The 22,677-nt window shown below is 58.8% G+C and carries 19 protein-coding genes and 1 pseudogene; 12 read left to right on the top strand and 8 right to left on the bottom strand.

Going from position 1 to position 22,677, the window contains the following annotated elements; translation table 11 throughout:
- Positions 1-81: 81 nt before the first annotated feature.
- Together ACA057_RS20025 and ACA057_RS20020 are read left to right on the top strand one after the other, a co-directional pair.
- Entirely contained in the window at positions 82-549 is a 468-nt protein-coding gene (locus ACA057_RS20025; protein WP_497341672.1) for a YrhA family protein, read from the top strand.
- Positions 550-659: 110 nt separating this feature from the next.
- Positions 660-1,082, top strand: coding sequence for a hypothetical protein (locus tag ACA057_RS20020; RefSeq protein WP_497341670.1), 423 nt, complete (start codon positions 660-662; stop codon positions 1,080-1,082).
- A 238-nt stretch (positions 1,083-1,320) separates the two neighbouring features.
- Here ACA057_RS20020 and ACA057_RS20015 read toward each other — a convergent pair whose 3' ends face one another.
- Positions 1,321-1,953, bottom strand: coding sequence for a response regulator (locus ACA057_RS20015; protein ID WP_059406030.1), 633 nt, complete (start codon positions 1,951-1,953; stop codon positions 1,321-1,323).
- A 33-nt stretch (positions 1,954-1,986) separates the two neighbouring features.
- Positions 1,987-3,348 (bottom strand): cache domain-containing protein, encoded by a 1,362-nt coding sequence (locus ACA057_RS20010; RefSeq protein ID WP_497341668.1) that lies wholly within the window; start codon positions 3,346-3,348, stop codon positions 1,987-1,989.
- Positions 3,349-3,999: 651 nt separating this feature from the next.
- Here ACA057_RS20010 and ACA057_RS20005 point away from each other — a divergent pair.
- Both ACA057_RS20005 and ACA057_RS20000 read left to right on the top strand, forming a co-directional pair.
- Positions 4,000-6,057 (top strand): carbon starvation CstA family protein, encoded by a 2,058-nt coding sequence (locus tag ACA057_RS20005; protein WP_497341666.1) that lies wholly within the window; start codon positions 4,000-4,002, stop codon positions 6,055-6,057.
- A gap of 15 nt (positions 6,058-6,072) precedes the next feature.
- Positions 6,073-6,270, top strand: a complete 198-nt coding sequence (locus tag ACA057_RS20000) for a YbdD/YjiX family protein (protein ID WP_054050768.1) — start codon at positions 6,073-6,075, stop codon at positions 6,268-6,270.
- 218 nt (positions 6,271-6,488) lie between these two features.
- On the opposite strand, the pseudogene ACA057_RS19995 reads toward ACA057_RS20000, so the two are convergent.
- A pseudogene (locus ACA057_RS19995) lies at positions 6,489-7,382 on the bottom strand (alkyl sulfatase C-terminal domain-containing protein); the annotation flags it as partial.
- A gap of 59 nt (positions 7,383-7,441) precedes the next feature.
- Here ACA057_RS19995 and ACA057_RS19990 point away from each other — a divergent pair.
- From ACA057_RS19990 to ACA057_RS19970, 5 genes are all read left to right on the top strand, one after another.
- Positions 7,442-8,110, top strand: a complete 669-nt coding sequence (locus tag ACA057_RS19990) for an ABC transporter ATP-binding protein (protein ID WP_497341664.1) — start codon at positions 7,442-7,444, stop codon at positions 8,108-8,110.
- Position 8,111: 1 nt separating this feature from the next.
- Entirely contained in the window at positions 8,112-10,583 is a 2,472-nt protein-coding gene (locus tag ACA057_RS19985) for an ABC transporter permease (protein ID WP_497349964.1), read from the top strand.
- Positions 10,573-11,643 carry a lipocalin-like domain-containing protein gene (locus ACA057_RS19980; protein ID WP_497341662.1) on the top strand — a complete coding sequence of 357 codons (1,071 nt, stop codon included), beginning with the start codon at positions 10,573-10,575 and terminating at the stop codon, positions 11,641-11,643. Before ACA057_RS19985 ends, ACA057_RS19980 begins: the two co-directional genes overlap by 11 nt.
- A gap of 63 nt (positions 11,644-11,706) precedes the next feature.
- Positions 11,707-11,949: a hypothetical protein gene (locus ACA057_RS19975; RefSeq protein WP_497341660.1), complete on the top strand. Its 243-nt coding sequence runs from the start codon at positions 11,707-11,709 to the stop codon at positions 11,947-11,949.
- Positions 11,950-11,960: 11 nt separating this feature from the next.
- On the top strand, positions 11,961-12,128 hold the full coding sequence (locus tag ACA057_RS19970) for a hypothetical protein (RefSeq protein WP_497341658.1): 168 nt from the start codon (positions 11,961-11,963) through the stop codon (positions 12,126-12,128).
- An 832-nt stretch (positions 12,129-12,960) separates the two neighbouring features.
- Here the strand turns inward: ACA057_RS19970 and ACA057_RS19965 are convergent.
- Positions 12,961-13,479: an Hcp family type VI secretion system effector gene (locus ACA057_RS19965; RefSeq protein ID WP_497341656.1), complete on the bottom strand. Its 519-nt coding sequence runs from the start codon at positions 13,477-13,479 to the stop codon at positions 12,961-12,963.
- 444 nt (positions 13,480-13,923) lie between these two features.
- On the opposite strand from ACA057_RS19965, the gene ACA057_RS19960 reads away from it, so the two are divergent.
- Positions 13,924-14,601, top strand: a complete 678-nt coding sequence (locus tag ACA057_RS19960) for a type 1 glutamine amidotransferase domain-containing protein (RefSeq protein ID WP_497341654.1) — start codon at positions 13,924-13,926, stop codon at positions 14,599-14,601.
- A 60-nt stretch (positions 14,602-14,661) separates the two neighbouring features.
- Here the strand turns inward: ACA057_RS19960 and hglS are convergent, their stop codons facing one another.
- From hglS to ACA057_RS19945, 3 genes are all read right to left on the bottom strand, one after another.
- Positions 14,662-16,041, bottom strand: coding sequence for a 2-oxoadipate dioxygenase/decarboxylase HglS (hglS, locus tag ACA057_RS19955; RefSeq protein ID WP_497341652.1), 1,380 nt, complete (start codon positions 16,039-16,041; stop codon positions 14,662-14,664).
- Positions 16,042-16,333: 292 nt separating this feature from the next.
- The gene (locus tag ACA057_RS19950; protein WP_497341650.1) at positions 16,334-17,281 is read right to left on the bottom strand and encodes an alpha/beta fold hydrolase; all 948 of its coding nucleotides are present in this window, start codon (positions 17,279-17,281) and stop codon (positions 16,334-16,336) included.
- Between the two features lie 22 nt (positions 17,282-17,303).
- Positions 17,304-18,758 (bottom strand): flavin-containing monooxygenase, encoded by a 1,455-nt coding sequence (locus tag ACA057_RS19945; protein WP_497341648.1) that lies wholly within the window; start codon positions 18,756-18,758, stop codon positions 17,304-17,306.
- 237 nt (positions 18,759-18,995) lie between these two features.
- On the opposite strand from ACA057_RS19945, the gene ACA057_RS19940 reads away from it, so the two are divergent.
- Together ACA057_RS19940 and ACA057_RS19935 are read left to right on the top strand one after the other, a co-directional pair.
- Positions 18,996-20,072: a diguanylate cyclase gene (locus ACA057_RS19940; protein ID WP_497341646.1), complete on the top strand. Its 1,077-nt coding sequence runs from the start codon at positions 18,996-18,998 to the stop codon at positions 20,070-20,072.
- 118 nt (positions 20,073-20,190) lie between these two features.
- Complete coding sequence (locus tag ACA057_RS19935) at positions 20,191-21,432, top strand: M20/M25/M40 family metallo-hydrolase (protein WP_497341644.1); 1,242 nt, start codon at positions 20,191-20,193, stop codon at positions 21,430-21,432.
- A gap of 180 nt (positions 21,433-21,612) precedes the next feature.
- On the opposite strand, the gene ACA057_RS19930 is transcribed toward ACA057_RS19935, so the two are convergent.
- On the bottom strand, positions 21,613-22,482 hold the full coding sequence (locus ACA057_RS19930; RefSeq protein WP_059402873.1) for an isocitrate lyase/PEP mutase family protein: 870 nt from the start codon (positions 22,480-22,482) through the stop codon (positions 21,613-21,615).
- Between the last annotated feature and the right edge of the window lie 195 nt (positions 22,483-22,677).

Raw genomic sequence — 22,677 nt, 5'->3', positions numbered from 1 at the left:
TAAATTACACAATGTTTGAGTGGGAAAAAACTAATGATTGTTAATCATATAGTAACGCCGAGTTGGTAGAGGTATTTAATAATGAATCGGAAAATTGAACATAAAATAGCAGCGTTACGAGACCAACTAGATGAAGCTGACATGTTTCTTGGCGGCCCGGCTCGAGAAGAGGATACATTGGCTCTCGTTTCGGAGGCGAAACGTGGGCTTCTCACAAATGTACCTGAGCAGTATGTGGAGTTTCTAAAGCTACACGATGGGTTGGTTTCAAGTGGTGTTTTTATATATTCAAGTCGGCCGCATAAATTTCCTGATTGCGATGGGTATAGTCCATCATTTATAGAACAAAACTTAATGGCTCGAGACCTTTGCTTTATGAGTGCGTTCGTCATTTTTGGTGAAAGCGATCAGGATGAATATCTTTTTGATGTTGTAGAAAATAAATATCAAGTTAGAGATAAACAGGCAATCGATAACGTATTCGAGGAGTTTGAAACCTTTGATGGTTTACTTGAATTTATGGTGGGTGTGATTAGCTCGCGGCTATGATTTATTGTGCGTTAAACTATAGAAAACTAAATGGGGCGCCGATAATTCTATTGGCAAAATACGCGCTAGTATTGCTTTCGTTCCATCGAAGGGAAGTTAAGGGGTTTGTGATGTTTTACTATATCGAACCCGAAGTAGCGGGTTGCTTTGGTGTGGGTACGGTTCTGGATGCAGCGCTCCATCCACCGACAGTGGTTAAGTTGGAGTATCAGTTTGACGGTTGGTTGGGAGATGAGGTGCTGGAAGTATTTCCCTGCTTTGTTGTAACGGAGGCGGTGGCAACTGAAATTACCAAGCTAAGGCTTACAGGTTTTTCTTTGGACTTTGTAACGGTTTACAAATCTGAGATTTTTAATGAATTGAAGCCCACGATAGTTTTGCCAAAGTTCTTTTGGTTAAAAGTTGAGGGAGAGGCTGGTGTGTCTGATTTTGGTATTGCGGATGATTATAGACTGGTAGTTTCTGACAAAGCTAAAAACACATTGAGTAAGTATCAGTTGCGGAATGCCGATTTTGAGAATTACGTTGGATAGGTCGACTATTTAATTTATTGATACCTCTGTTAACCAATTTGACAGCTATGAGTATTGTTCGCCGGTACCAATACCCTACGACCGCTTAATCAGCCTTGAGTCATGTTTTCATACATTTCCACCGCCTTACACGAAGAGGTGACGCTGGCAATGCCCATATGGATGTCAGGCAACTCACCTGACTAATGCCGTTAGTCGCGGTTTCGCCTGACTCAGCTGCGACACGGGGCGTTGCGGGCTACCGAGAAATGATCCCGTGATCGATCGCGTATTTGACCAGCGCTGCCGGTTTGTCAATGTTGAGTTTGCGGCGGATGCTCAGGCGATGGGTTTCGACCGTGCGGACGCTGATGTCCAGCTCCCGGGCCATTTCCTTGTTGTTGAGCCCCTGGGCCATTTTGTACAGCACCTGGCTTTCGCGCGGTGTCAGTTCGTTGTCGGTGCTTTTATCAGCGATGAGCCTCTGGGCAATTTCGGCGCTGTAAAACGTGCCGCCACTGGCGATGGCTTCGATGGCCGCAATGATTTCCCGCGACGGTGAGTTCTTCAGGACGTAGCCGCTCGCACCCGCGCGCACGGACTCACTGACGTATTCATTGTTGTCGTACATGCTCAGCATCAGCACCTTGAGCGACGGGTATTGGCTGCGTAGCACGCGGGTCAGTTCCAGGCCGTTCATGTCTTTGAGGCTGATGTCGACCAGCAGCAGATCCGGTTTGCAGCGCCCGACCATCTCGATCGCGTCCGCGCCGTTCTCGGCTTCGCCCACCACTTCCAGGGGCGCCATGACCGCGAGCAAGGCTTTGATGCCGTCGCGGACCAGGGAGTGATCGTCGACCAGGGCAACGCGGATCGGGTAGGGCAGGTTCATCGCAGGCATTCACTCTTGTTGTCAGGGGGCACGTCAGCGTTTTGTGCCGGGCATTTTCATCGGCAGCCAAACGTCCAGCTCACTTCTACCCGGCATCGAAATCAGGTCGAAGCGGCCACCAAAATGCTCGACCCGTTCACGGATATTACGCAGGCCGATGCCCGCGTGACGACGCTCGACCTGGGCAACGTTGAAACCAACGCCGTCGTCGACCACCGTCAATCGCACGGATTCTTCGCACCCGTGCAGGGTAATGGAAACGTTTTTTGCCTGTGCGTGGCGTTCAATGTTGGTCAGGCCTTCTTGCACGATGCGAAACAGCGAGACGGCGGCGCCATCGACCAGATCACAGGCGAATTCGTTGTCGTCGTAGGTCACCACCAGCCCGCTGCGTTGCTCGAATTCGGCGGCGAGTTGACCGATGGCGGCTGGCAGGCCGAGGGTGTCGAGCAGCGACGAGCGTAAGTCGTGGGAGAGGCTGCGAACTTCGCCAATCGCATCGCCCAGGCGCCCGGTGGCCTCTTTTAGAATGTTCAAACCCTTGTCTTGTCCACTCTCCAGCACCAGGCTCGCCAGTTCGAACTGAAATTTGATCGAGACCAGTACCTGGCTGATGCCGTCGTGCAGTTCGCGGGAAACCCGTGATCGCTCTTCCTCTTGCAAGCTGACGATACGCTGGGTCAAACGCTGAAGTTTTTTGTCGGCCAAGCGATGTTCGCTGACGTTCAGTGTCATGCCGCTGGCGAAGACGAACAGCACCGCCACCAGGGCGACGACGGCAATCGCCATCATGGTTTTGCGGATGCCCTGCGCGACCTCGGCCCGCGCTTGCTGCGTGGCGCGCTCGACGTCTTCAAGGTAGATGCCGGTCCCGAGCATCCAGCCCCAGCGATCCAGCATCACCACATAGGCGAGCTTGTCGGTGACCTGGCCGGAAGAGGGTTTGTTCCAGGCGTAGCGTTGAAAACCTTCGCCGGATTGCGCACTTTTCAGCAGCGCCTGGATCACGGGCAGGCCGTGCGGGTCTTTCATGTCCCACAGGTATTGGCCCACCAGATCCGACTGCCGCGCGTGCATCAGGCTGCGGCCCTCGCGGTCGTAGACGAAGAAGTAGCCGTTGATGCCAAAGCTGAGCTTGCGCAATTCTTCCAGCACTTGTTGCTGGGCCTGCGCGTCACCGTGGCCGTCGTCGTACAGCGGGGCGATCAGGCTTTGCGCCATTTCGACGTAGTTTTTCAGTTCGGCGCGCTTGCTCGCCAGAATGCTGTCTTCGATCAGCTGCGCCTGTTGATCACCCAATTGGCGGTTCAGGGAAATCACCAGCGCGCAGATGACGGCGATCGCCAACACCAGCGGCAGAATCCCGAGCGCGACGATTTTGTGTTTGAGCTGCATCGGTGCTCCTGACCGGACCGAGGGAAGGCGGGGCCCGGCATCATATGCCAAAGATACGCCCGCCCTGTAGCGCTGCTGGACGGAATGACCGGTGGCCAGGATGTCCGTCACTTGAAACGCAATCGTTGTGGGAGCGGGCCTGCTCGCGAAGGCGGTAGATCAGTCAACATCCCTGCCAACTGATCCACCGCTATCGCGAGCAGGCTCGCTCCCACATTTGTATCGCTGTCCTGCAGGGGATTTTGTGTCCACCACCGATCCTCTGTGGGAGCGAGCCTGCTCGCGATGGCGGCCGACCAGTCACTATCCCTGCCAGCTGATCCACCGCTATCGCGAGCAGGCTCGCTCCCACATTTGTATCGCTGTCCTGCAGGGGATTTTGTGTCCACCACCGATCCCCTGTGGGAGCGAGCCTGCTCGCGATGGCGGCCGACCAGTCACTATCCCTGCCAACTGATCCACCGCTATCGCGAGCAGGCTCGCTCCCACAGGGGATTGGGTTTATCTACGTAGAACTACGTAGACGCTGTGTACGTAGTAACGCGGATTTATTTGTAGACGGCATGCGGGGATATTGGGCCAGCTCCGCACAGCGGACACAATTATAAAAATTACCGCCGCAGTCCACTGGCTGTCGGCAGGAGACACGCTATGCCCCGTCTGGCTAAACACCTCGCCTGGTTTGCCGTGGCTGTCCTTGGAGCGTTTGCGCTAAGTGTCGTGGCCCTGCGCCGCGGCGAAGCGATCAACGCCCTCTGGATCGTAGTCGCAGCCGTCGCTATCTACCTCGTCGCCTATCGCTATTACAGCCTGTTCATCGCCACCAAGGTGATGCAACTGGACCCCAATCGCGCGACGCCCGCCGTACTCAACAATGATGGTCTGGACTACGTGCCGACCAACAAACATGTCCTCTTCGGTCACCACTTCGCAGCCATCGCTGGCGCGGGGCCGCTGGTCGGTCCGGTCCTGGCCGCGCAGATGGGCTATCTGCCCGGTACGCTGTGGCTGATCGCCGGCGTAGTGCTGGCCGGTGCGGTTCAGGATTTTATGGTTCTGTTCATGTCCACCCGCCGCAACGGCCGCTCCCTGGGTGACATGGTCCGTGAAGAAATGGGCCGCATCCCCGGGACCATCGCGCTGTTTGGCTGCTTCCTGATCATGATCATTATCCTCGCGGTGCTGGCGCTGATCGTGGTCAAGGCCCTGGCCGAGAGCCCGTGGGGCATTTTCACCGTGATGGCGACCATCCCGATCGCGATGTTCATGGGCATTTACATGCGCTACATCCGCCCGGGCCGCATTGGTGAAATCTCCGTGGTCGGCGTGCTGTTGCTGCTGGGTTCGATCTGGCTGGGCGGGCAGATTGCCGCTGATCCGGTCTGGGCCAAAGCCTTTACCTTTACCGGGATCCAGATCACCTGGATGCTGATCGGCTACGGTTTCGTGGCTGCAGTGCTGCCGGTGTGGCTGATTCTGGCACCACGCGACTACCTGTCGACTTTCCTCAAAATCGGCACCATCGTCGCCTTGGCGATCGGCATTTTGATCACCATGCCCGAGCTGAAAATGCCGGCATTGACCCAGTTCATCGACGGCACCGGGCCGGTGTGGAAGGGCGGGATGTTCCCGTTCCTGTTCATCACCATTGCCTGTGGCGCGGTCTCCGGTTTCCACGCGCTGATCGCCTCCGGCACCACGCCTAAATTGCTGGCCAGCGAAGGGCATGCCCGTTACATCGGTTACGGCGGCATGCTGATGGAATCGTTCGTCGCCATCATGGCCATGGTCGCGGCGTCGGTGATTGATCCGGGCGTGTACTTCGCCATGAACAGCCCGGCCGCCATTGTCGGCGCCGACGCTGTTTCGGTTGCGCAAACCGTCAGCAGCTGGGGCTTTGCAATCACCCCGGAAGCCCTGCAAGCGGTGGCCAAGGACATCGGTGAAACCACTATCCTGGCCCGTGCCGGTGGCGCACCGACCCTGGCGGTCGGTATCGCGCAGATCCTGCACCACGTCCTGCCGGGTGAAAACACCATGGCGTTCTGGTACCACTTCGCGATCCTGTTTGAAGCATTGTTCATTTTGACCGCCGTTGACGCCGGTACGCGTGCCGGGCGTTTCATGCTGCAGGACTTGCTCGGTTCCTTCGTGCCGGCCCTGAAGCGTACTGATTCCTGGACCGCCAACCTGATCGCGACCGCCGGTTGCGTAGCGATGTGGGGTTACTTGCTGTACCAAGGCGTGATCGATCCACTGGGCGGCATCAACACTTTGTGGCCGCTGTTCGGTATCTCCAACCAGATGCTGGCCGGTATCGCGCTGATGTTGGCGACTGTCGTACTGATCAAAATGAAACGCCAGCGCTACGTTTGGGTGACCATGCTGCCAGCGGTATGGCTGCTGATCTGCACCGTGACCGCCGGCTTCATCAAGCTGTTCGACGCCAACCCGGCGATCGGTTTCCTGGCCCTGGCCAGGAAATACAGCGATGCCCTGGCCAACGGTCAGGTGCTGGCCCCGGCCAAAAGCATCGAGCAGATGCAGCACGTGATCTACAACGCGTACACCAACGCGACCCTGACGGCGCTGTTCCTGTTCGTGGTCTTCAGCATCCTGTTCTTTGCCCTCAAGGTCGGTATCGCCGCTTGGGGCACCAAGGAACGTACGGATAAAGAAGCGCCATTCCAGGCCATTCCGGACGCTTGATCGAGGATTGCAACCATGTTCAATGACCTGAGTCGCCTCGGTAAATACCTCGGTCAGGCCGCGCGCCTGATGGTCGGCATGCCCGACTACGACAATTACGTCGAGCATATGCAAACCAAACACCCGGACAAACCGGTGATGGACTACGAGATGTTCTTCCGGGAACGGCAGGAAGCCCGCTACGGAAGCAAGGCCGGGCCGAAGTGCTGTTGAAACCTGATACTTTAGGCGGATGCAGACGGCGGGTTAACGCTGCTGATGCAGTCTCAGCGATGGCAGATGCCTGCGGTTGAAGTGATTACTGCGTAGCCCGACACACCGCTTTCGCGAGCAAGCCCGCTCCCACATTTAATCGACTGTGAACACAGTATTTGTGTACGACGCAGATCAAATGTGGGAGCGGGCTTGCTCGCGAAGGGCGCGACGCGGTGTTACGGCGTAACGATATTGAACTGCGGACTGAAGCTATCCAGGCTGCCCATCAGTTGCGCAAGCTTTTTCCCGTCCCCTTGCAGTTTGATCAAGCCCTGCTGCATCGCTGTCGGGAAATCCAGTTGCTTGAGGCTGATCTGCTCCAGCGTCGCGTTGCTCAGACTCACGCTGGCATCCGCCGCCGGGTTGAGCCCCGAGCGGTGTGTCAGCACGCCATTGCGCAAAGTCAGGTTGAAATCCTGGTGCTGATCCTCGAACGTCCAGTTCAGCGTCAGGTCATGGCCGGCGGCTTTGTCGCTGTCGAGCCGAATCGCCAGGAAGTCGAAGAACATGTCCGGCGTCATCGCCCGCACCATGTCCACCGACACCGTACTGCCGGCATGTTGCGGCACGCCATTACGCAGTTCCATCGCCCCGGTCAGGTACATATTGCGCCAGGTGGCGTTCTCGCTTTGATAGCCCAACTGCTCCAGCGCTTCGGCCTGAGCCGTGCGACCCGGTCCGTTTTCCGGCTCGGCAAACAGCAACTGATTGCCCAACCCCGCGTCCACCTGACCTTTTTCGCCTCGGGGCAACAGGCTGCCGAACTGGTATTGCGCGCGGCGACTCATGGCATTGCCGGCGAACACGTTTTCGCTCATCACGTGCTCCATGAACCCGGACGGCGCAAACACCTTGACCTTGCCATCCTTGACGTCGGCCTCGTCGATCTCACCGCGTACACCGCCGAAATGGTCGACGTGGGTGTGGCTGTAGATCACCGCCACCACCGGTTTTTGCGGACGGTTCCGGTAGTACAGGTCCAGCGCTGCCTTGGCGGTTTCGGCCATGGTCAGCGGGTCGATGATGATCAGTCGGGTAGGGCGCCAGTCGGGTGGTTCTGCAATCGTCAGCGGACAAAAACCATTCAGGGCCGCTATCCTTGCCCCACGCTCATCGAACAGGTTTTCCCATGCTTGAAGTCCACGGCGTCTTCAAAAGCTATGCCACTGCGCAAGGTCCGCTGCCGGTGTTGCAAGGCGTCGACCTGACGTTGAAACCCGGCGGCAGCCTGGCGCTGATGGGCGAGTCGGGCAGTGGCAAAAGCACCTTGCTGCACCTGATCGCGGGGCTGGACAAGGTCGATCGCGGCAGCATCCGCAGTGGCGAACATCGCCTGGAGCAGATGAACGAAAGGCAACTGGCGAACTGGCGGCGGACTGAAATCGGCCTGGTGTTCCAGCAGTTCAACCTGATCGGCAGCTTACGCGTTGAGGACAACCTGGCGTTTCAAGCGCGACTGGCGGGGCGCCACGATCCGCGCTGGCAAGCGCATCTGGTACGGCGTCTGGGGCTGGGTGATTTGCTGCGGCGGTATCCGGAGCAGCTGTCCGGCGGCCAGCAACAACGGGTCGCACTGGGACGTGCCCTGGCGTCGCAGCCAAAATTGCTGTTGGCCGACGAGCCCACCGGCAGCCTCGACGAAATCACCAGCGATGAGGTGCTGAAGTTGTTGCTGGAATTGCTCGACGACAGCCCCACCACGCTGCTGATGGTCACCCACAGCCCACGAGTCGCGGCGCGACTGGCGGAAAAAGTGGTGCTCCACGGTGGCCGGCTGGCTGGCGCGGACGAGCGCTGACGTGCGCGTCTTTGGCGAAACATTGCGGGCGCTGCTCAGTCATTGGCGGCAACACCCGGTGCAGTTTTTCAGCGTGCTGACCGGGCTCTGGCTCGCCACCAGCCTGCTGACCGGCGTGCAGGCACTGAACAGCCAGGCGCGGGAAAGCTACGCCCGGGCCAGTCAGTTGATCGGCGGCGAACCCCAGGCCAGCCTCAGTGCGCCCAATGGCGCGACCTTTTCCCAGGCCTTGTTTGTCGACCTGCGCCGCGCCGGCTGGCCGGTGTCGCCGGTGCTGCAAGGGCGGGTGACGCTCAAGGGCCATGAAGACCAGCGCCTGCAACTGATGGGCATCGAGCCGGTGTCGCTGCCGACCGGTTCCGCAGTGGCGGGGCGGGCATTGGCGATCGAGCAGATTGTCGAGTTTTTCAGCCCGCCGGGCAGTACCTGGATTTCGCCGCAAACCTTGCAGGCATTGAGTCTGCGCGAAGGTGAAACGCCTTTGAGTTTGAGCGGTGTGGCATTGCCGCCATTGCGTGTTCAAACCGATATGGCGCCCGGTGTGTTGCTGGTGGATATTGGTTTCGCCCAGCAGATTCTGGGCCTGCCGGAGCAACTGTCGCGCCTGCTGTTGCCCAAGGATTTCACCGCGCCGTTGCCCGATCAGTTCAAGGGCCTGCTCCAGCTCAAGAGCAGCGGCGAAGAGAACAACCTGTCGCGCCTGACCGAGAGCTTTCACCTCAACCTCGATGCCTTGGGTTTTCTGTCATTCGTGGTCGGCCTGTTCATCGTCCACGCGGCAATCGGCCTGGCCCTCGAACAGCGCCGGGGTTTACTCAGAACCCTGCGTGCCTGCGGGGTCAGTGCGCGGATGCTGATCGGTTGCCTCGCCGTCGAACTGGGCGGGCTGGCCCTGATCGGCGGATTCGCCGGGGTCGTCAGCGGCTACCTGTTGGCCAGCGTGCTGTTGCCGGATGTCGCCGCCAGCCTGCGCGGGTTGTACGGCGCCGAAGTGGCGGGGCAGTTGAACCTGAGTCCCGGGTGGTGGCTCAGCGGTATCGGCCTGAGTGTGCTCGGCGCTTTGCTGGCCGGTGCCAACAGTCTGTTGCGCGCCGCGCGTTTGCCGTTGCTGGCCCTGGCCGATCCGCAAGCCTGGCATCAGGCCCATGCGCGCTGGTTGCGGCGTCAGGGTTGGGTCGCGGCGATTGCCGCCGTGATTGCGTTGCTGGCGTTGAGTGGGGGCGACAGCCTGGTCGCCGGTTTTGTACTGATGGCGGCGCTGTTGCTCAGCGCCGCGCTGGCGCTGCCTGTGGTATTGAACACCGTGCTGAACCTGGTGCTGCATCGCAGTCGTTCGGTACTCGGCCAATGGTTTCTCGCCGATTGCCGGCAGCAATTACCGGCGTTGAGCCTGGCGTTGATGGCACTGCTGTTGGCCCTGGCGGCGAACATCGGTGCCGGCAGCATGACCGCCGGTTTTCGCCAGACGTTCAGCGACTGGCTCGAACAACGCCTGACCGCCGAGCTCTACCTCACGCCACAAAATCCAGCCCAATCACGGGAGCTTTACGCCTGGCTCAAACAGCAGCCGTCACTCACGGCGGTGCTGCCCAACTGGCAAGTATCTATTCAGTTGCAGGGTTGGCCGACCGAGGTGTTTGGGGTGATCGATCACCCGACCTATCGCCAGCATTGGCCGCTGCTGGAGAGCGTGGGCGACAATCCCTGGGACCGGCTGGCCAAGGACGATGCGCTGATGCTCAGCGAACAACTGGCCCGCCGGCTGAAAGTGCGCCTCGGCGACCACCTGACGATTCCCACGCCGAGCGGGCCGTGGTCGCCGCGGATCGTCGGGATCTATGCCGACTACGGCAATCCCAAGGGCCACGTGCTGGTCAACGTCAACCACCTGTTGCGCGGCTGGCCGCAGCTGACGCCGAACCGCTTCAACCTGCGCATCGACCCGGCCTCGATCCCCGGGTTCGTGACAATCTTGCAATCACGCTTTGCCCTGGAAGACAGCCGCATCGTCGATCAGGCCCGGCTCAAGGGCTGGTCCACCCAAGTGTTTGAGCGGACCTTCGCCGCGACCGCTGCGTTGAACAGCCTGACCCTCGCCGTCGCCGGTGTCGCGTTGTTCATCAGCCTGTTGACCCAGAGCCAGAGCCGTCTCGGACAACTGGCGCCCTTGTGGGCATTGGGCGTGACGCGCCGGCAGTTGATGCTGCTCAACCTCGGGCAAACCTGGTTGTTGGCGGTGCTGACGCTGGTGCTGGCGTTGCCATTGGGCATCGCGCTGGCGTGGTGCCTGGACACGGTAATCAATGTCCAGGCCTTCGGCTGGCGCCTGCCGTTGCGGGTGTTTCCATTGCAGTTGTTGCAACTGATGGGGCTGGCGTTGCTTGCGACATTGCTGGCGTCGGCGTGGCCACTGTACTCGCTGTATCGCACGCAACCTGCCGATCTGCTGAGGACGTTTGCTCATGAGGATTAAGATCGGAGTGTTGCTGTTGGCCTTGTTGTGCGGCTGCGATAACTCGGCACCTGACGAAAAAGGCTTCGCCGGCCTCGGCAATCAGGCCGCTGCGTTTACGCCGGTAGTGCCCGGTCGGGTGTTCAGCTTTCCGGAGGATCATGGGCCTCACGACGGTTTTCGCATCGAGTGGTGGTACGTCACCGCCAACCTCAAGGACGATCAGGGACGCGAGTTTGGCGTGCAATGGACGTTGTTTCGCAGCGCCTTGAAAGCGCTTCCCGAGGTGGCAGGTTGGGGGAATCAAACAATCTGGCTGGGGCACGCGGCCGTGACGTCGGCGACGGTGCATCACGCCGCTGAGCGCTATGCCCGTGGCGGCGTCGGCCAGGCCGGGGTGAGTCTGGCGCCGTTCAAGGCGTGGATCGACGATTGGCATTTCAGCAGTCAGGGGCCTGACACGGATCCTCTGGCCGACGTGCAACTCAGCGCCCGCGACAAGGGCTTCAGCTATCAATTGCGCCTGACCTCGACACGTCCGCTGGTGCTTCAGGGCGACAAGGGCTTCAGCCAGAAATCCGAACAGGGCCAGGCGTCGTATTACTACAGTCAGCCGTTTTTCCAGGCCAGCGGCCAACTCGAAATCGATGGCAAGGTTTATCAGGTCAGCGGCCCGGCCTGGCTCGACCGCGAGTGGAGCAGCCAGCCGCTGACTGCCAATCAGTCAGGCTGGGACTGGTTTTCCCTGCACCTGGACAGTGGCGAACAGGTGATGCTTTACCGCATGCGACAAAAGGACGGCGCGCCGTACCTGACCGGTACGTGGATCGACGCCCAGGGCCAGACGCAATTACTGCACGCCGCCGACATCAGCCTCACCCCGCAAGACACCGCCAACGTTGCTGGCCGTTCGATGCCCATTCGCTGGGCGATCAAAATCCCCGAAAAGCACCTCGACATCCACATCATGGCCCTCAATCCCAAGGCGTGGATGGATTTGCGCATTCCCTATTGGGAAGGCCCGGTGCAATTGAGCGGCAGCCACGGCGGGCAGGGGTATCTGGAAATGACCGGGTATTGAATCGGAACTCTCGGCGAAGCGGCGCCCTCCTAAGTTAACCTCCCCCGTTTTCAGGAGCCCGCCATGAGCGAAGACCTCAAACCGCCCGACCTTGATGCGTGGCAACGCCTGTTCGAAGACAAGGCCTACTGGCAGCAATCCCCCGACGCCCATTACAGCGAACTGCTGCGCGTGGCCGACGATCTGCTGGGGCAGGGCGCCATCGACCTCGAACAGTGGCAAGCCCTGAAGACCAAAGCGGAGCAATCCCACAAGGACTCGCCTGCCGTAAATGTCGCCCACGAGGTTGACGATCCCGAAGCCTGAGGAGAACCCGGATGAAACCCATACCCGACACGGAACACCCAGACGAACCGCGTCCTCCCGGAGAAGTCGAGCGCGACAACGACGCCCTGCGTCCCACCGACCCGACCCGACGCAAGGACAGCGGCAAGGGCACTGACAGCGGCGAATCCACCGCGCAAGAAACCGCGAACACTCCCTGATCAGCGTGCTTGAGGGGCCGGAAGGTAAACAGGTTCACGTACAACTGACAGATAAGGCCCAAGACCTGGGTAACCTGAAAGTTGGCGATAAGGTCAACGTTGAGGTCATCCACTCGGTGACAGCGTACCTCGATACCCCGGCAGTGAAGCCTTCCGTCAGGTCCCTAGTTTCAGCTCTCTCAATTTCGCCTGAACTTCAGGCTTTTCGACGTTGACGACTTTGGACTGGCCGGCCGGGTTTTCGAAGGCTACCTGGTTTTTCTACAGGTCGATGCGGGTAATTTTCAGCTGCGTTGTGGTGACCTATACCGACATATTGAAAGTGACCAGTCAGCATGAAAGCTGATCATTAGTTCTACATATTTATTGTTCTTGTACAGTTTCTTGCATAAGAGCAATCAGTTTTGATGGTCGAACCGGTGCGTTTAAAAAGTTTGTCAAAGTTATATTTCGACTGACATTTTGTTAAATAGGGTATCGATAAATTTCATGTTCGTACTACGGACATATCTGCCAACTTCTATTAAAATACTCCCCGTTCGCCCAGTGTCAGGGCTCTTTACCGGTGCATGGATTGCCAGGCCATTACACTGGGCGAACACCTCCTCTGAAGCGCAGTGTTTAAAAGTTCAGACATAGAGATGGGCGACCGTAGAAGTCGCCCATTTTTTATTTGTCTGGATTAAACCTGCTAGCAGAGAGGACTTTCTTTATGGCGGAAGGAACTGCAAGACTTTTTGTGCATCAAGGCGATATTCCACTCCCTCAGTTTGGAGGGAGGTAACAACATCGATCAGCAGGGCTGGCCGAATCTTGGAACGGCTGGCCAGAGTTAACTCGCGGTTGGAGAGCGCCAGTCATCAGCCCCCATAGAGCGGGATATCTGGTGTTCCCAAGTGATTGCCCGGTAGCTGAAATGCACATCTTGTAAATGTGTGAAGTGCGAATTCGCCGGATCCTGGCAGTTGTGCATGTAGTCCTTGATGTGGACGATGACCGCGTCCAGAAGCGTGGTGGTGTAATAGAGTTCCTGGGCGCCGAGAGTCGAAGTGCGGTACCACTGAATTTCGACTATTTCCATGACCTCGCCTTTGCACAGTGCTTCCAATAGCAGTGGGGACGCCTTGTCGAATACCTTGGTAATGACGAGTGGTTTGTGAACGCGCTGACCGGTCGGTTGGCCCGACTGAGGGTCGCGCGGGATGGTCACCTCGTGGCTGAAACCCTGAACCATGACCTTGTCTTGGTGATCTTCCTGATAGATGTTGCCAACCGATTCAGCAGTGAATGCCTGATCAGTGAGCGAAACACCTTTCTTGTTAATGATGACCATATACGCTGGTGTAGCCATGAATGCTCTTCCTTGCTCAATCAGTGAGGGCCCCGGGGCCGGTATCGCCCGGTGGGTATCTGACTGTTATCAAGGCTCGTGCCAGAAGCCATTAAATCTATATAAATCAATGCGTTGAAGTATTTTCCTTGTTGTTGGACAGTTTTTTCACCGCCATTACCGCGAAATATGCGCAAGAACTTGCGCAGCCTCCGCAACTTCTTGCGCACCTGTCTGAAGCGCCTCATAACCCGAGTGTCCAGCAGCGAAACACAGCCTTTCGCAGATCCGCCCCAGCAAATTCTTGCGCATCAAGGCAATTAGCCGTCACACCGAGTGACCAATCGTCTCAATGACCGAAAACCCGTCGCAGAACGACTATGTTGTCAGGTGCAACGAACAGAGCGGCACGGCGGTCAAAGTTAGCCGAGACGACCCGACACTCCCGAACTCAAGGAGCCCGACATGAAAATTCTGATGGTTCTAACCTCCCACGATCAATTGGGTGACACCGGCAAGAAAACCGGCTTCTGGCTGGAAGAATTCGCTGCACCGTATTACGTCTTCAAGGACGCCGGCGCTCAGCTGACACTAGTTTCACCCAAGGGCGGCCAGCCACCGCTGGACCCGAAAAGCGACGAGCCGGACTTTCAAACAGCCGCCACCGAGCGATTCCGCAAAGACTCTGCTGCGCAGTCCGCATTGGCCTCTACCGCCCTGTTGAGCAGTGTGAGGGCCGAAGATTACGACGCGGTTTTCTATCCGGGTGGCCACGGCCCGCTGTGGGATCTGACCGAAGACAAAAATTCGATTGCGCTGATCGAGGCACTCTTCAAGGCCGGCAAACCGGTCGCGGCGGTATGTCACGCGCCGGGTGTGTTGCGTCACGTCAAGGCAGCGGACGGCCAGCCGTTGGTCAAAGGCAAGCGTGTGACGGGGTTTACGAACACCGAGGAAGAAGCGGTGCAACTGACGAAGGTCGTGCCGTTTCTGGTGGAGGACATGCTCAAGGAGAAGGGCGGGATTTATTCCAAGGGCGAGGATTGGGCGAGTTATACGGTGGCTGATGGTCTGCTGCTGACAGGGCAGAATCCGGCGTCTTCGGAGGCCACCGCCAAAGCCCTTTTGGCGAAACTCGGCTAAACACCGAACCCCGTAGAAGCTGGCGCAGCCTGCGCCAGCTGCTTCAGGTCGTGCTATGCCTCAGGCAGTTAATGCGGCGAAACACTGCTCGATGGAGCGCCGCTGCGTCTCGGCATACAAGCCCAACTCGTCAATAGTCGGCCGCCCCAGCGCCTTCTCGAACGCCTGCTGATTCGAATGCACCCCGTAGTGGGTTTGTGCTGCATCCCCCAGGTTCGACTGAAAAATCCCCGCCGCACTGACCGGCAGGAAGTCTTCGTACACCAGCGGTTCAACCTGCAAATAGCCGCCGCTGAGCAAGTCTTCCAGCGACAAGGTTTTCAGTTCCTCCGCCGCCCGGCCTTTTTCCGTGACGAAGTAGCGAAAGTACGCCAGTTCCTGTCGGCGCATGCCTTCATAGGTGTCAGGGAATTCGCCAAAGTGCTGGGCCATCAGCGTGTTGTAGCGCTCGGCGTTGGCCTCGTTGGGGAAGTCCTTGAGTTCGTCCCGGGCGGCGTTGAGCAAGCGGTCGTAAAGCGCCCGGCCTTTGGGGGTGAGGGCGGCGCCGCGTTGCTCGATTTCACCGAAGCGCGCGCTGTGGCTGCCGCGCGTCTCGGTTTGATCGCTGAAGGCAATCGGCTCGTCCAGGGCCTTGAAACTCGTTTGGCGCAGCAGGATCGGGCACTGCCGGCGGGGTGGGCCTTCGATCACCGCTTTGGGAGTGATGCCGTGCGCCGGCATTTGCGCCTGGACGATGTCGATGTCCAGGGTGCGCGGGGTCAGGTGGTTGATGTGCGGGCCTTTGAACGCCACCACATCGGCGATCAGTCGATGCTGGGCGCTGAGTGTCTGGTATTGCTCGGCGGTGACGGTAGCGCTGTGGTGCCAGCGAAAAGTTTCCAGCGCCTGTACGACGAAATCCTCGGCCTCTTGTTCAGTGAGTCCGCCCTGGGTCTCCGCGCGTTCGATGAGGATCAGCGCCACCGGGGTGAAAATCGAACGTTTATCCAGCACTGACTGGGCGAAGGCCCGCAGATCCAGTTCTTCGATCAGTTCCAGGCGCAGCAGCGAGGTGAAAACGCGGAACGGGCTGACCTGCAACGCCGCTTCATGCACGGCGCGAAAAGCCGTGGAGTGCACCGGTACGCCGGCCGGCGTCAGGTCGTAATAACCCACGGGTTGCATGCCCATGACGGCGAACAGTCGCGCGAGGGTCGCCAGTTCATGAGCGGTGCCAACGCGAATGGCACCATGACGCTCCCTGTCCAGGCGCTGGATTTCGCCGGTGCTGTTCAACTGTTGAGCCACTTGTGGATCGCTTTCCAGCACATGGCGGTTGGTCTGTTCCACCAGTTCCATCAGCGCGCCGTACAGCGGCACTTCTTCGCGGTACATGTCGGACATCGCTTTGGAGAAGCGTTGGCGGATCAGGTCAGGGCTGACGAAGTTCGGGTGGCTCATGAAAAAAATTCCTGGCGCGATGACTTAAAGGATGTGAGAAAAGATCGCAGCCTTCAACGACGCCGACAAACGAAGTTTCTGACGGACTTCATTCTGCAAAGGACTGCTGGATGTAATTCCTGATCACCTGTAGCAGCTGTCGAGCCTGCGAGGCTGCGTTCGGCTGCGAAGCAGTCGCAAAACCTGCATGCACGTTCCTACTGACACACCGCGGTGCTTGATTTCATGACTGCTTCGCAGCCGAACGCAGCCTCGCAGGCTCGACAGCTGCTACAAAGAATGTTGGCAGCGGTTATAGGTGAGAACGGCTTTCCGAACGCAGCGATGACAAAAATTCCCCATACAGGCGCGCCGTGCTCGTGGGCAGTTCCACCATCGGCATGTGACCGATGTGGTCCCAGACTTCCACTCGCAGATTTTCGATGCCTTTGCTCCAGATCGCCACGCTGCTGACATCGATCAAGCGATCCTTGTGCCCCCACAGCAACAGCGCCGGGGCCTTGATGTCGGGGAGTTTCGGCTCCATCGGCGGGCTGGCGCGGAAGTCGTTGAAGATCTCTTCCAGCTCATCGCGACACTGTTCATATCGCTGGGCAATAGCGTCCAGCACCACCCCCGGCACCCACGGTGGTTCGGCCATGGTCATGGCATAGAGACGGCGGAATTCTTCCCGGGAGTTAATCAAAAACGGGTTATGCCCCTTGGCCAGATGCCGCTCCAGGTCGCTGGCTTCGGGGGCGGTGACGCCGGCCGGGTCGATCAGGGCCACCGAAACAATGCGATCCGGGTAAGTGGCCGCGAGCCACGCCGCCATGTAGCCGCCCATGGAGTTGCCGATCACATGGACCTTCTCGACGCCGCAGACGTCGAGCAACTGGATCATCCGTTTCGCCTGCAAGGGAATGTCGTAGCCGCCGCCCGCCTTGAAGCCGGTTTCGCCATGGCCGGCGATGTCGGGGATGATCACCCGATAGTTGCCGACAAAGTGCCGGGCAAAGCGCAGCCAGATGTTTTTGTCGGCACTGAAACCGTGAAGCATCAGCACACTGCTGGAGGCTTCGTACGGCCCGCCCTGCCAGGTGGAGACGGTCATCTCGGCAATCGGCACGACAATCTTGTGCAGCCGATACAGCTTGGCCTCCACCGCCATATTCAGGTTATAGAGCCAATGCCCGATGGCCGGGTAACTCAACCAGCTCCAGGCCGCGAAAACCGCGATTGCGACAACCAACACAAGCATCAGGCGACTTCCTTCTACAAAATCAGGACAAAATGTGATCGGCGGGTTTCAGCGCCCGGGTCAACCGGTGATAGCTGAAACTGAACCCCGGAAATATAGCAATCACATGACCGCTCTTGCTTTGATACCAACTGTGGCAGCCTCCGGACTTCCACACGGTACGTTTCATCTCTCGATGAATCATCTCAGTGTAGGTACGTTCCGCTTCGGGGCGTACTTCGATACTGCGCAAACCTTGATCTTTCAGTGTGCGGATGCAATCGAGGATGTAATTCATCTGGGATTCGATGATGAATAGCGCCGACGTATGGCCAATGCCGGTGTTCGGCCCGGTGACGATGAACAGGTTGGGGAAGTCCGGCAGGCTGGTGCCCAGATAGGCTCGCGGGTACTGGGCCCAGAAGTCTGTAAGTCGGGTGCCGTTTTTGCCGATGACGGGGTAGGAAATCACCCCGTCGGTGGCGTCGTAACCGGTGGACCACACAATCAGGTCGACGTCGATGTGCTGGCCGTCCTGAGTGAGAATCCCGGTTTCGTCGATCGAAGCGATGCCTTGCTCGCGGCTGTGCAGCGTCACGTTATTGCGGCCGAGTGCCGGGTACAGGGTGTTTGAGAGGATGACTCGTTTACAGCCAATGGTGTAATCCGGCGTCAGTTTTCGCCGAAGTTCCGGGTCGGGCACTTGCCGTTTGAGAAACCGCAAGGCGTGTCGCTGGACGATGCGGATCGCTAATTTCGAATACTTGAAGCCAATCACTCGGCTTTCGCACTGCCAGTAAATCATCCAGCGCAACAGTGTGTAGGCCGGTTTCAGGCCCAGCAGCCAGCGCTGGAACCGGCCAAACGTGCGATCGGCGCGGGGCAATACCCAATGGGGCGTGCGCTGGAACACATGCAAGCGCTCGACCTGCGGCGCAATCGCCGGAATGACCTGGGCCGCACTGGCGCCACTGCCGACAATCGCTACGCGTTTTTGCCGATAGTCGTAGGTGTGATCCCAGTTATTGGTGTGAAAAGTCTTGCCCCGAAACCGTTCCTGGCCCTCGAAACGCGGGACCACCGGTTGGCTCAGCGGCCCGGTGGCATTGATCAGGAACTGCGCATAGTACGTGCCTTTGCTGGCGGTATGGACTGCCCAGTGTTTGCGCTCGTCATCCCATTCGATGCGCTCGACATTGGCCTGCAGTTCCACCTTGTCGCGCAGGCCGAAATGTTCCACCACGTATTGGGTGTAGTGGTGCAGTTCGGCCTGTTCGGCGAACATCTGCGTCCAGCGATAAGGGGCGAAGGACAGCGAGTAGAGCGGCGAGGGCACATCAACCGCGGCGCCGGGGTAGGTATTCTGGCACCAGGTGCCGCCGAAAAAGTCCCGCCGTTCCAGCAGGCGAAAATCGCCGATGCCGGCGTTCAACAAATTGATCGCCGCGCACTGACCGCCAAAACCGCTGCCGATGATCAACACTTGAAAGGTTTGCATGGGCTTCCTTTGTCATCGTTGTCGATCGAACCCTCCCTTCATGTATAGCAAACTGTGGAAACCCGTTTGCTCTTGTAGGAGCGGGCAAGTCGGATCGCCGCACCGCTCGCTCCTACACGCATAGCGCGATATTCAGACTGCCGGCCGGAGATGGCTATTTAACGTTGCCCTGATAGACTTCCCGACACACATGCAGGCCCGGTGTTATCAGGTTCCGTTCAGTGGCACAGAGGCCCTATGGGAAAGACCGGAGGAAAAGGATTTTCATTGGCCAAGAGGCTCTATACATCGCGAACCCTGGGGTTGGCCCTCGGGCTGCTTTGTGTGGGCGCGGCGATGTACCCGCTGAACCCGGCACCGTGGGTTTGGGTGGTGATGCTGTTCAATGCTTTTATCTGGCCACACCTGGCCTATCAATGGGCGCGCCGGGCGAAGGTTCCCTATCACGCCGAACATCGCAATTTGCTGGTCGATGCGTTTATGGGTGGTTTCTGGGTCGCCGCCATGCACTTCAATCCGCTGCCCAGCGCGACCACCATTTCCATGATGGCGATGAACAATGTGTCCATCGGTGGTTTGCGATTCCTGCTGGCGGGCACCGTCGCGCAAATTCTGGGCGTCGGCGTCGGCTGGTTGATATTCACACCACTCTTTATCCCTGAAACCAGTCAACTGCAGCTGTACGCCTGTTTACCCTTGATGGGGTTGTATCCGCTGGCGCTGGGCTGGATCTGCTTTCGCCAGGCGCACATGCTCGGTCGGCAAAAGCGTGAACTGCTGGCCCTGAGCCGCACCGACAGCCTCACCGGCCTGCTGAACCACGGCGCCTGGAAGGATCGGCTGGACGTCGAGTTCCAGCGTTGCCAGCGCCAGCAACAGGGCGGGGCGATTGCACTGATCGACATCGACCATTTCAAAACCATCAATGACACCTACGGCCATGTTGCCGGGGACATCGTCCTGCGTCAGCTGAGCAAGATGCTCAAGCAGAACCTGCGGGCGGCCGATGTCGCCGGCCGCTATGGCGGTGATGAGTTTTGCGTGATCCTCCCGGACCTTCCGCTCAACAGTGCCGCTGCCGCCATGGATGCCCTGCGTGATCGCTTCGCCACCCTGGGTTACGAGCAGAGCCCGGCGCTGAAAGTCAGCCTCAGTATCGGCCTGGCCGCCTTCAACCCGGCCCACACCGACGCGACCCTGTGGCTCAACGACGCCGACCAGGCGCTGTACGAAGCCAAATCCACGGGACGCAATCGGGTCATCTGCTGCGGCGACGGCAGGTCGCATCACGACGAGTTACTCGATCCGGTCTGACCCTTCACCACAATGAAATCCTTGGTCAATCAGGTCCATGTGCGTCGCTTTCGGTATAGAGCCGCGCCGCTGAGTCAGGTAGGGTTTGAGCTCCCCGACACGAAACAAGGATCGATTCATGACGTTCAAACTCCCTCGTTCCCTGCTGGCCACCAGCCTGGGCCTGACCCTCGCGCTCGGTGCCTTCGCTCCCGCCGCCTTCGCCGAACCGCACAAACAAGTCCTCGCCGACGCCGAACAGTACAAGGGCGAAGCCCTGAAATTGCTGGAACGGCTGGTGAACATCGACTCCGGTTCCGGTTATGAGCCGGGCCTGACTCAAGTCAGCGACATCGCCGTTGATGAACTGAAAAAACTCGGCTTTACCATCGAACGTGTAGCGAACACGCCGGATAAAAGCAGCCATGTGATCGCAACCCTGAAAGGCACCGGCAAGGCGAAAATCCTGCTGATGGCGCACATGGACACCGTGTTCAAGGAAGGCTCTGCCGCCGAACGTCCGTTTCACATCAAGGACGGTCGCGCCTACGGGCCGGGTGTGATGGACGACAAGGGCGGTATCGTCGCCGGGATCTATGCGCTGAAAGTCCTGAAAAACCTCGACTTCAAGGACTACGCGCAAATCACCTTCCTGCTCGACGCCAGCGAAGAAACCGGCTCCGACGTCGCCACCGACCTGATCAAGAAAACCGCCAAGGCTCACGACGTCACCCTTAACCTCGAACCCGGTCGTCCGGCGGATGGCCTGGTGGTCTGGCGCAAGGGCAGCGCGACCGCAGTCGTCGAGGTCAAAGGCAAGGCGGCTCACGCCGGTGTCGCACCGGAACTGGGTCGCAACGCAGCCATGGAGGCAGCACACCAGATTTTGCAGCTCGGCAAACTGGGCGATGAAGCGAAGAAAACCACCATCAATTTCACCGTGATCAAGGCCGGCGACCGGACCAACGTGATCCCGGACCAGGCCACGGCCAAGGCCGACGTGCGGGCGGCGGTGCCGGAAGAGTTTGACCGGATCGAGAAGGACCTGGCGCGGGTTTCGAAGGACAAGTTGATTGCCGATACCGAAGTCACCACCACCCTGCAGCGTGGCTTGCCGCCGATGCCGCAGACACCGGAATCGGATCGGTTGATGGCGATGGCGCAGGGGATATACGGCGAGATCGGCCGCAAGTTGACCGAGGAAGGAAGCGGTGGGGCGGCGGATGCGAGCCTGTCTGCGGGAGTGGGGACGCCGACGCTGGATGGGTTCGGCATTGTTGGCGGGAATATTCATACGCCTGAAGAATATGCCGAGGTCGAGAGCGTGGCGCCGCGGATTTATCTGTTGTCGCGGATGATTATGGAGTTGGCCAAGAAGTAAGCGAGGCGTCAAGGCTGCGCTGTAGCGTTGTAGCGACTGACGCCTTCGCGAGCAGGCTCGCTCCCACATTTGATCACTGGCGTACACAAATCAGGTGTCCACCGACAATCCACTGTGGGAGCGAGCCTGCTCGCGATGGATGGCGTCAGATCGGTTCACACCGTCAAACTCACTGAACCATTATTCCTTAACCCGCATAAACTCTTCTGCCCAACGGATGTAATCCTCAGGCTGGGTGTAGGTATGCGTCAGTTCGGTCGCGCTCAAATCCGATGCCTCGGTAAAAATCTGCCGTTGTTCGCGCAGGCTGTCGTACGTCGCCTTGATCGCCGCAAAGTACGCACCATGCCCATCGATAGTGACGCGCACGCCCAGTTCGGCCAGGCGCTTGTCGTCGCGTAGCGCCGGGTTGCCGTAGGTGACCAGCATCAGCGGCACGCTCAGGTGCTCGGCAATCTGTTCCAGATGATTGAAGTCCTGAATCCCCACCATGCAAATGCCGTCCGCGCCCGCCGCCTGATATTGCTGGGTGCGGCTGATGATTTCCTGGACCGGCAAAATCCCTGCGTGGGTTCGGGCGATAATCGCCATCTCCGAGTCGCAGCGGGCTTCCAGTGCCGCACGAATCTTGCCGACGCCTTCTGCCACCCCGATCAGGTCGGTGGACTTGCGGCCGAATTGCGCCGGCAGCAGCGTGTCTTCAATCGTCAGGGCGGCGATGCCGGCGCGTTCGAGCTCGACGATGGTGCGCATGACGTTGAGTGCGTTGCCGTAGCCGTGGTCAGCGTCGGCGATGACCGGCAATTGCGCCACACGGCCGATGCGGGTGGCCTGTTCGGCGAACTCGCTGAGGGTGATCAAGGCAAAGTCCGGGGCGCCCAGTACCTGCAACGACGCAACCGAGCCGCCGAGAATCCCCACTTCAAAACCCAGATCAGCGGCAATACGGGCCGACATCGGGTCGAAGACTGACGCCGTGTGGTAGCAGGCGTTGGAGGCGAACAGCTCGCGAAAGTTACGGCGCAAATCTTGATGAGAAAGCCTGGACATATGTGTTCCACCAATGGAATGGAAGGGCTTGAACAAAAGTGTCAACGCCGAAGGAACAAAAGGCTATCACGGGGACGGGGGGAGAATGATGACGAATTTAACAAAATAACCTCATCACCGACGATGCTTTCTAACAGGAAGGACACAAACCTCAGCCATCACACGGCCCCCTGTAGCAGCTGCCGAAGGCTGCGT

This window comes from Pseudomonas sp. LBUM1661, assembly GCF_059695925.1.
This window is presented reverse-complemented; position numbering and strand designations above follow the sequence as displayed.

What these genes read in the sequence shown, in the direction of transcription:
- ACA057_RS19945 (WP_497341648.1), bottom strand. Translation starts at nt 18,758, where the DNA reads ATGCAAACCTTTCAAGTGTTGATCATCGGCAGCGGTTTTGGCGGTCAG.
- ACA057_RS20005 (WP_497341666.1), top strand. Translation starts at nt 4,000, where the DNA reads ATGCCCCGTCTGGCTAAACACCTCGCCTGGTTTGCCGTGGCTGTCCTT.
- hglS (WP_497341652.1), bottom strand. Translation starts at nt 16,041, where the DNA reads ATGAGCCACCCGAACTTCGTCAGCCCTGACCTGATCCGCCAACGCTTC.
- ACA057_RS19990 (WP_497341664.1), top strand. Translation starts at nt 7,442, where the DNA reads ATGCTTGAAGTCCACGGCGTCTTCAAAAGCTATGCCACTGCGCAAGGT.
- ACA057_RS20010 (WP_497341668.1), bottom strand. Translation starts at nt 3,348, where the DNA reads ATGCAGCTCAAACACAAAATCGTCGCGCTCGGGATTCTGCCGCTGGTG.
- ACA057_RS19965 (WP_497341656.1), bottom strand. Translation starts at nt 13,479, where the DNA reads ATGGCTACACCAGCGTATATGGTCATCATTAACAAGAAAGGTGTTTCG.
- ACA057_RS20025 (WP_497341672.1), top strand. Translation starts at nt 82, where the DNA reads ATGAATCGGAAAATTGAACATAAAATAGCAGCGTTACGAGACCAACTA.
- ACA057_RS20020 (WP_497341670.1), top strand. Translation starts at nt 660, where the DNA reads ATGTTTTACTATATCGAACCCGAAGTAGCGGGTTGCTTTGGTGTGGGT.
- ACA057_RS19980 (WP_497341662.1), top strand. Translation starts at nt 10,573, where the DNA reads ATGAGGATTAAGATCGGAGTGTTGCTGTTGGCCTTGTTGTGCGGCTGC.
- ACA057_RS19935 (WP_497341644.1), top strand. Translation starts at nt 20,191, where the DNA reads ATGACGTTCAAACTCCCTCGTTCCCTGCTGGCCACCAGCCTGGGCCTG.
- ACA057_RS19950 (WP_497341650.1), bottom strand. Translation starts at nt 17,281, where the DNA reads ATGCTTGTGTTGGTTGTCGCAATCGCGGTTTTCGCGGCCTGGAGCTGG.
- ACA057_RS19970 (WP_497341658.1), top strand. Translation starts at nt 11,961, where the DNA reads ATGAAACCCATACCCGACACGGAACACCCAGACGAACCGCGTCCTCCC.
- ACA057_RS20000 (WP_054050768.1), top strand. Translation starts at nt 6,073, where the DNA reads ATGTTCAATGACCTGAGTCGCCTCGGTAAATACCTCGGTCAGGCCGCG.
- ACA057_RS20015 (WP_059406030.1), bottom strand. Translation starts at nt 1,953, where the DNA reads ATGAACCTGCCCTACCCGATCCGCGTTGCCCTGGTCGACGATCACTCC.
- ACA057_RS19940 (WP_497341646.1), top strand. Translation starts at nt 18,996, where the DNA reads ATGGGAAAGACCGGAGGAAAAGGATTTTCATTGGCCAAGAGGCTCTAT.
- ACA057_RS19960 (WP_497341654.1), top strand. Translation starts at nt 13,924, where the DNA reads ATGAAAATTCTGATGGTTCTAACCTCCCACGATCAATTGGGTGACACC.
- ACA057_RS19930 (WP_059402873.1), bottom strand. Translation starts at nt 22,482, where the DNA reads ATGTCCAGGCTTTCTCATCAAGATTTGCGCCGTAACTTTCGCGAGCTG.
- ACA057_RS19975 (WP_497341660.1), top strand. Translation starts at nt 11,707, where the DNA reads ATGAGCGAAGACCTCAAACCGCCCGACCTTGATGCGTGGCAACGCCTG.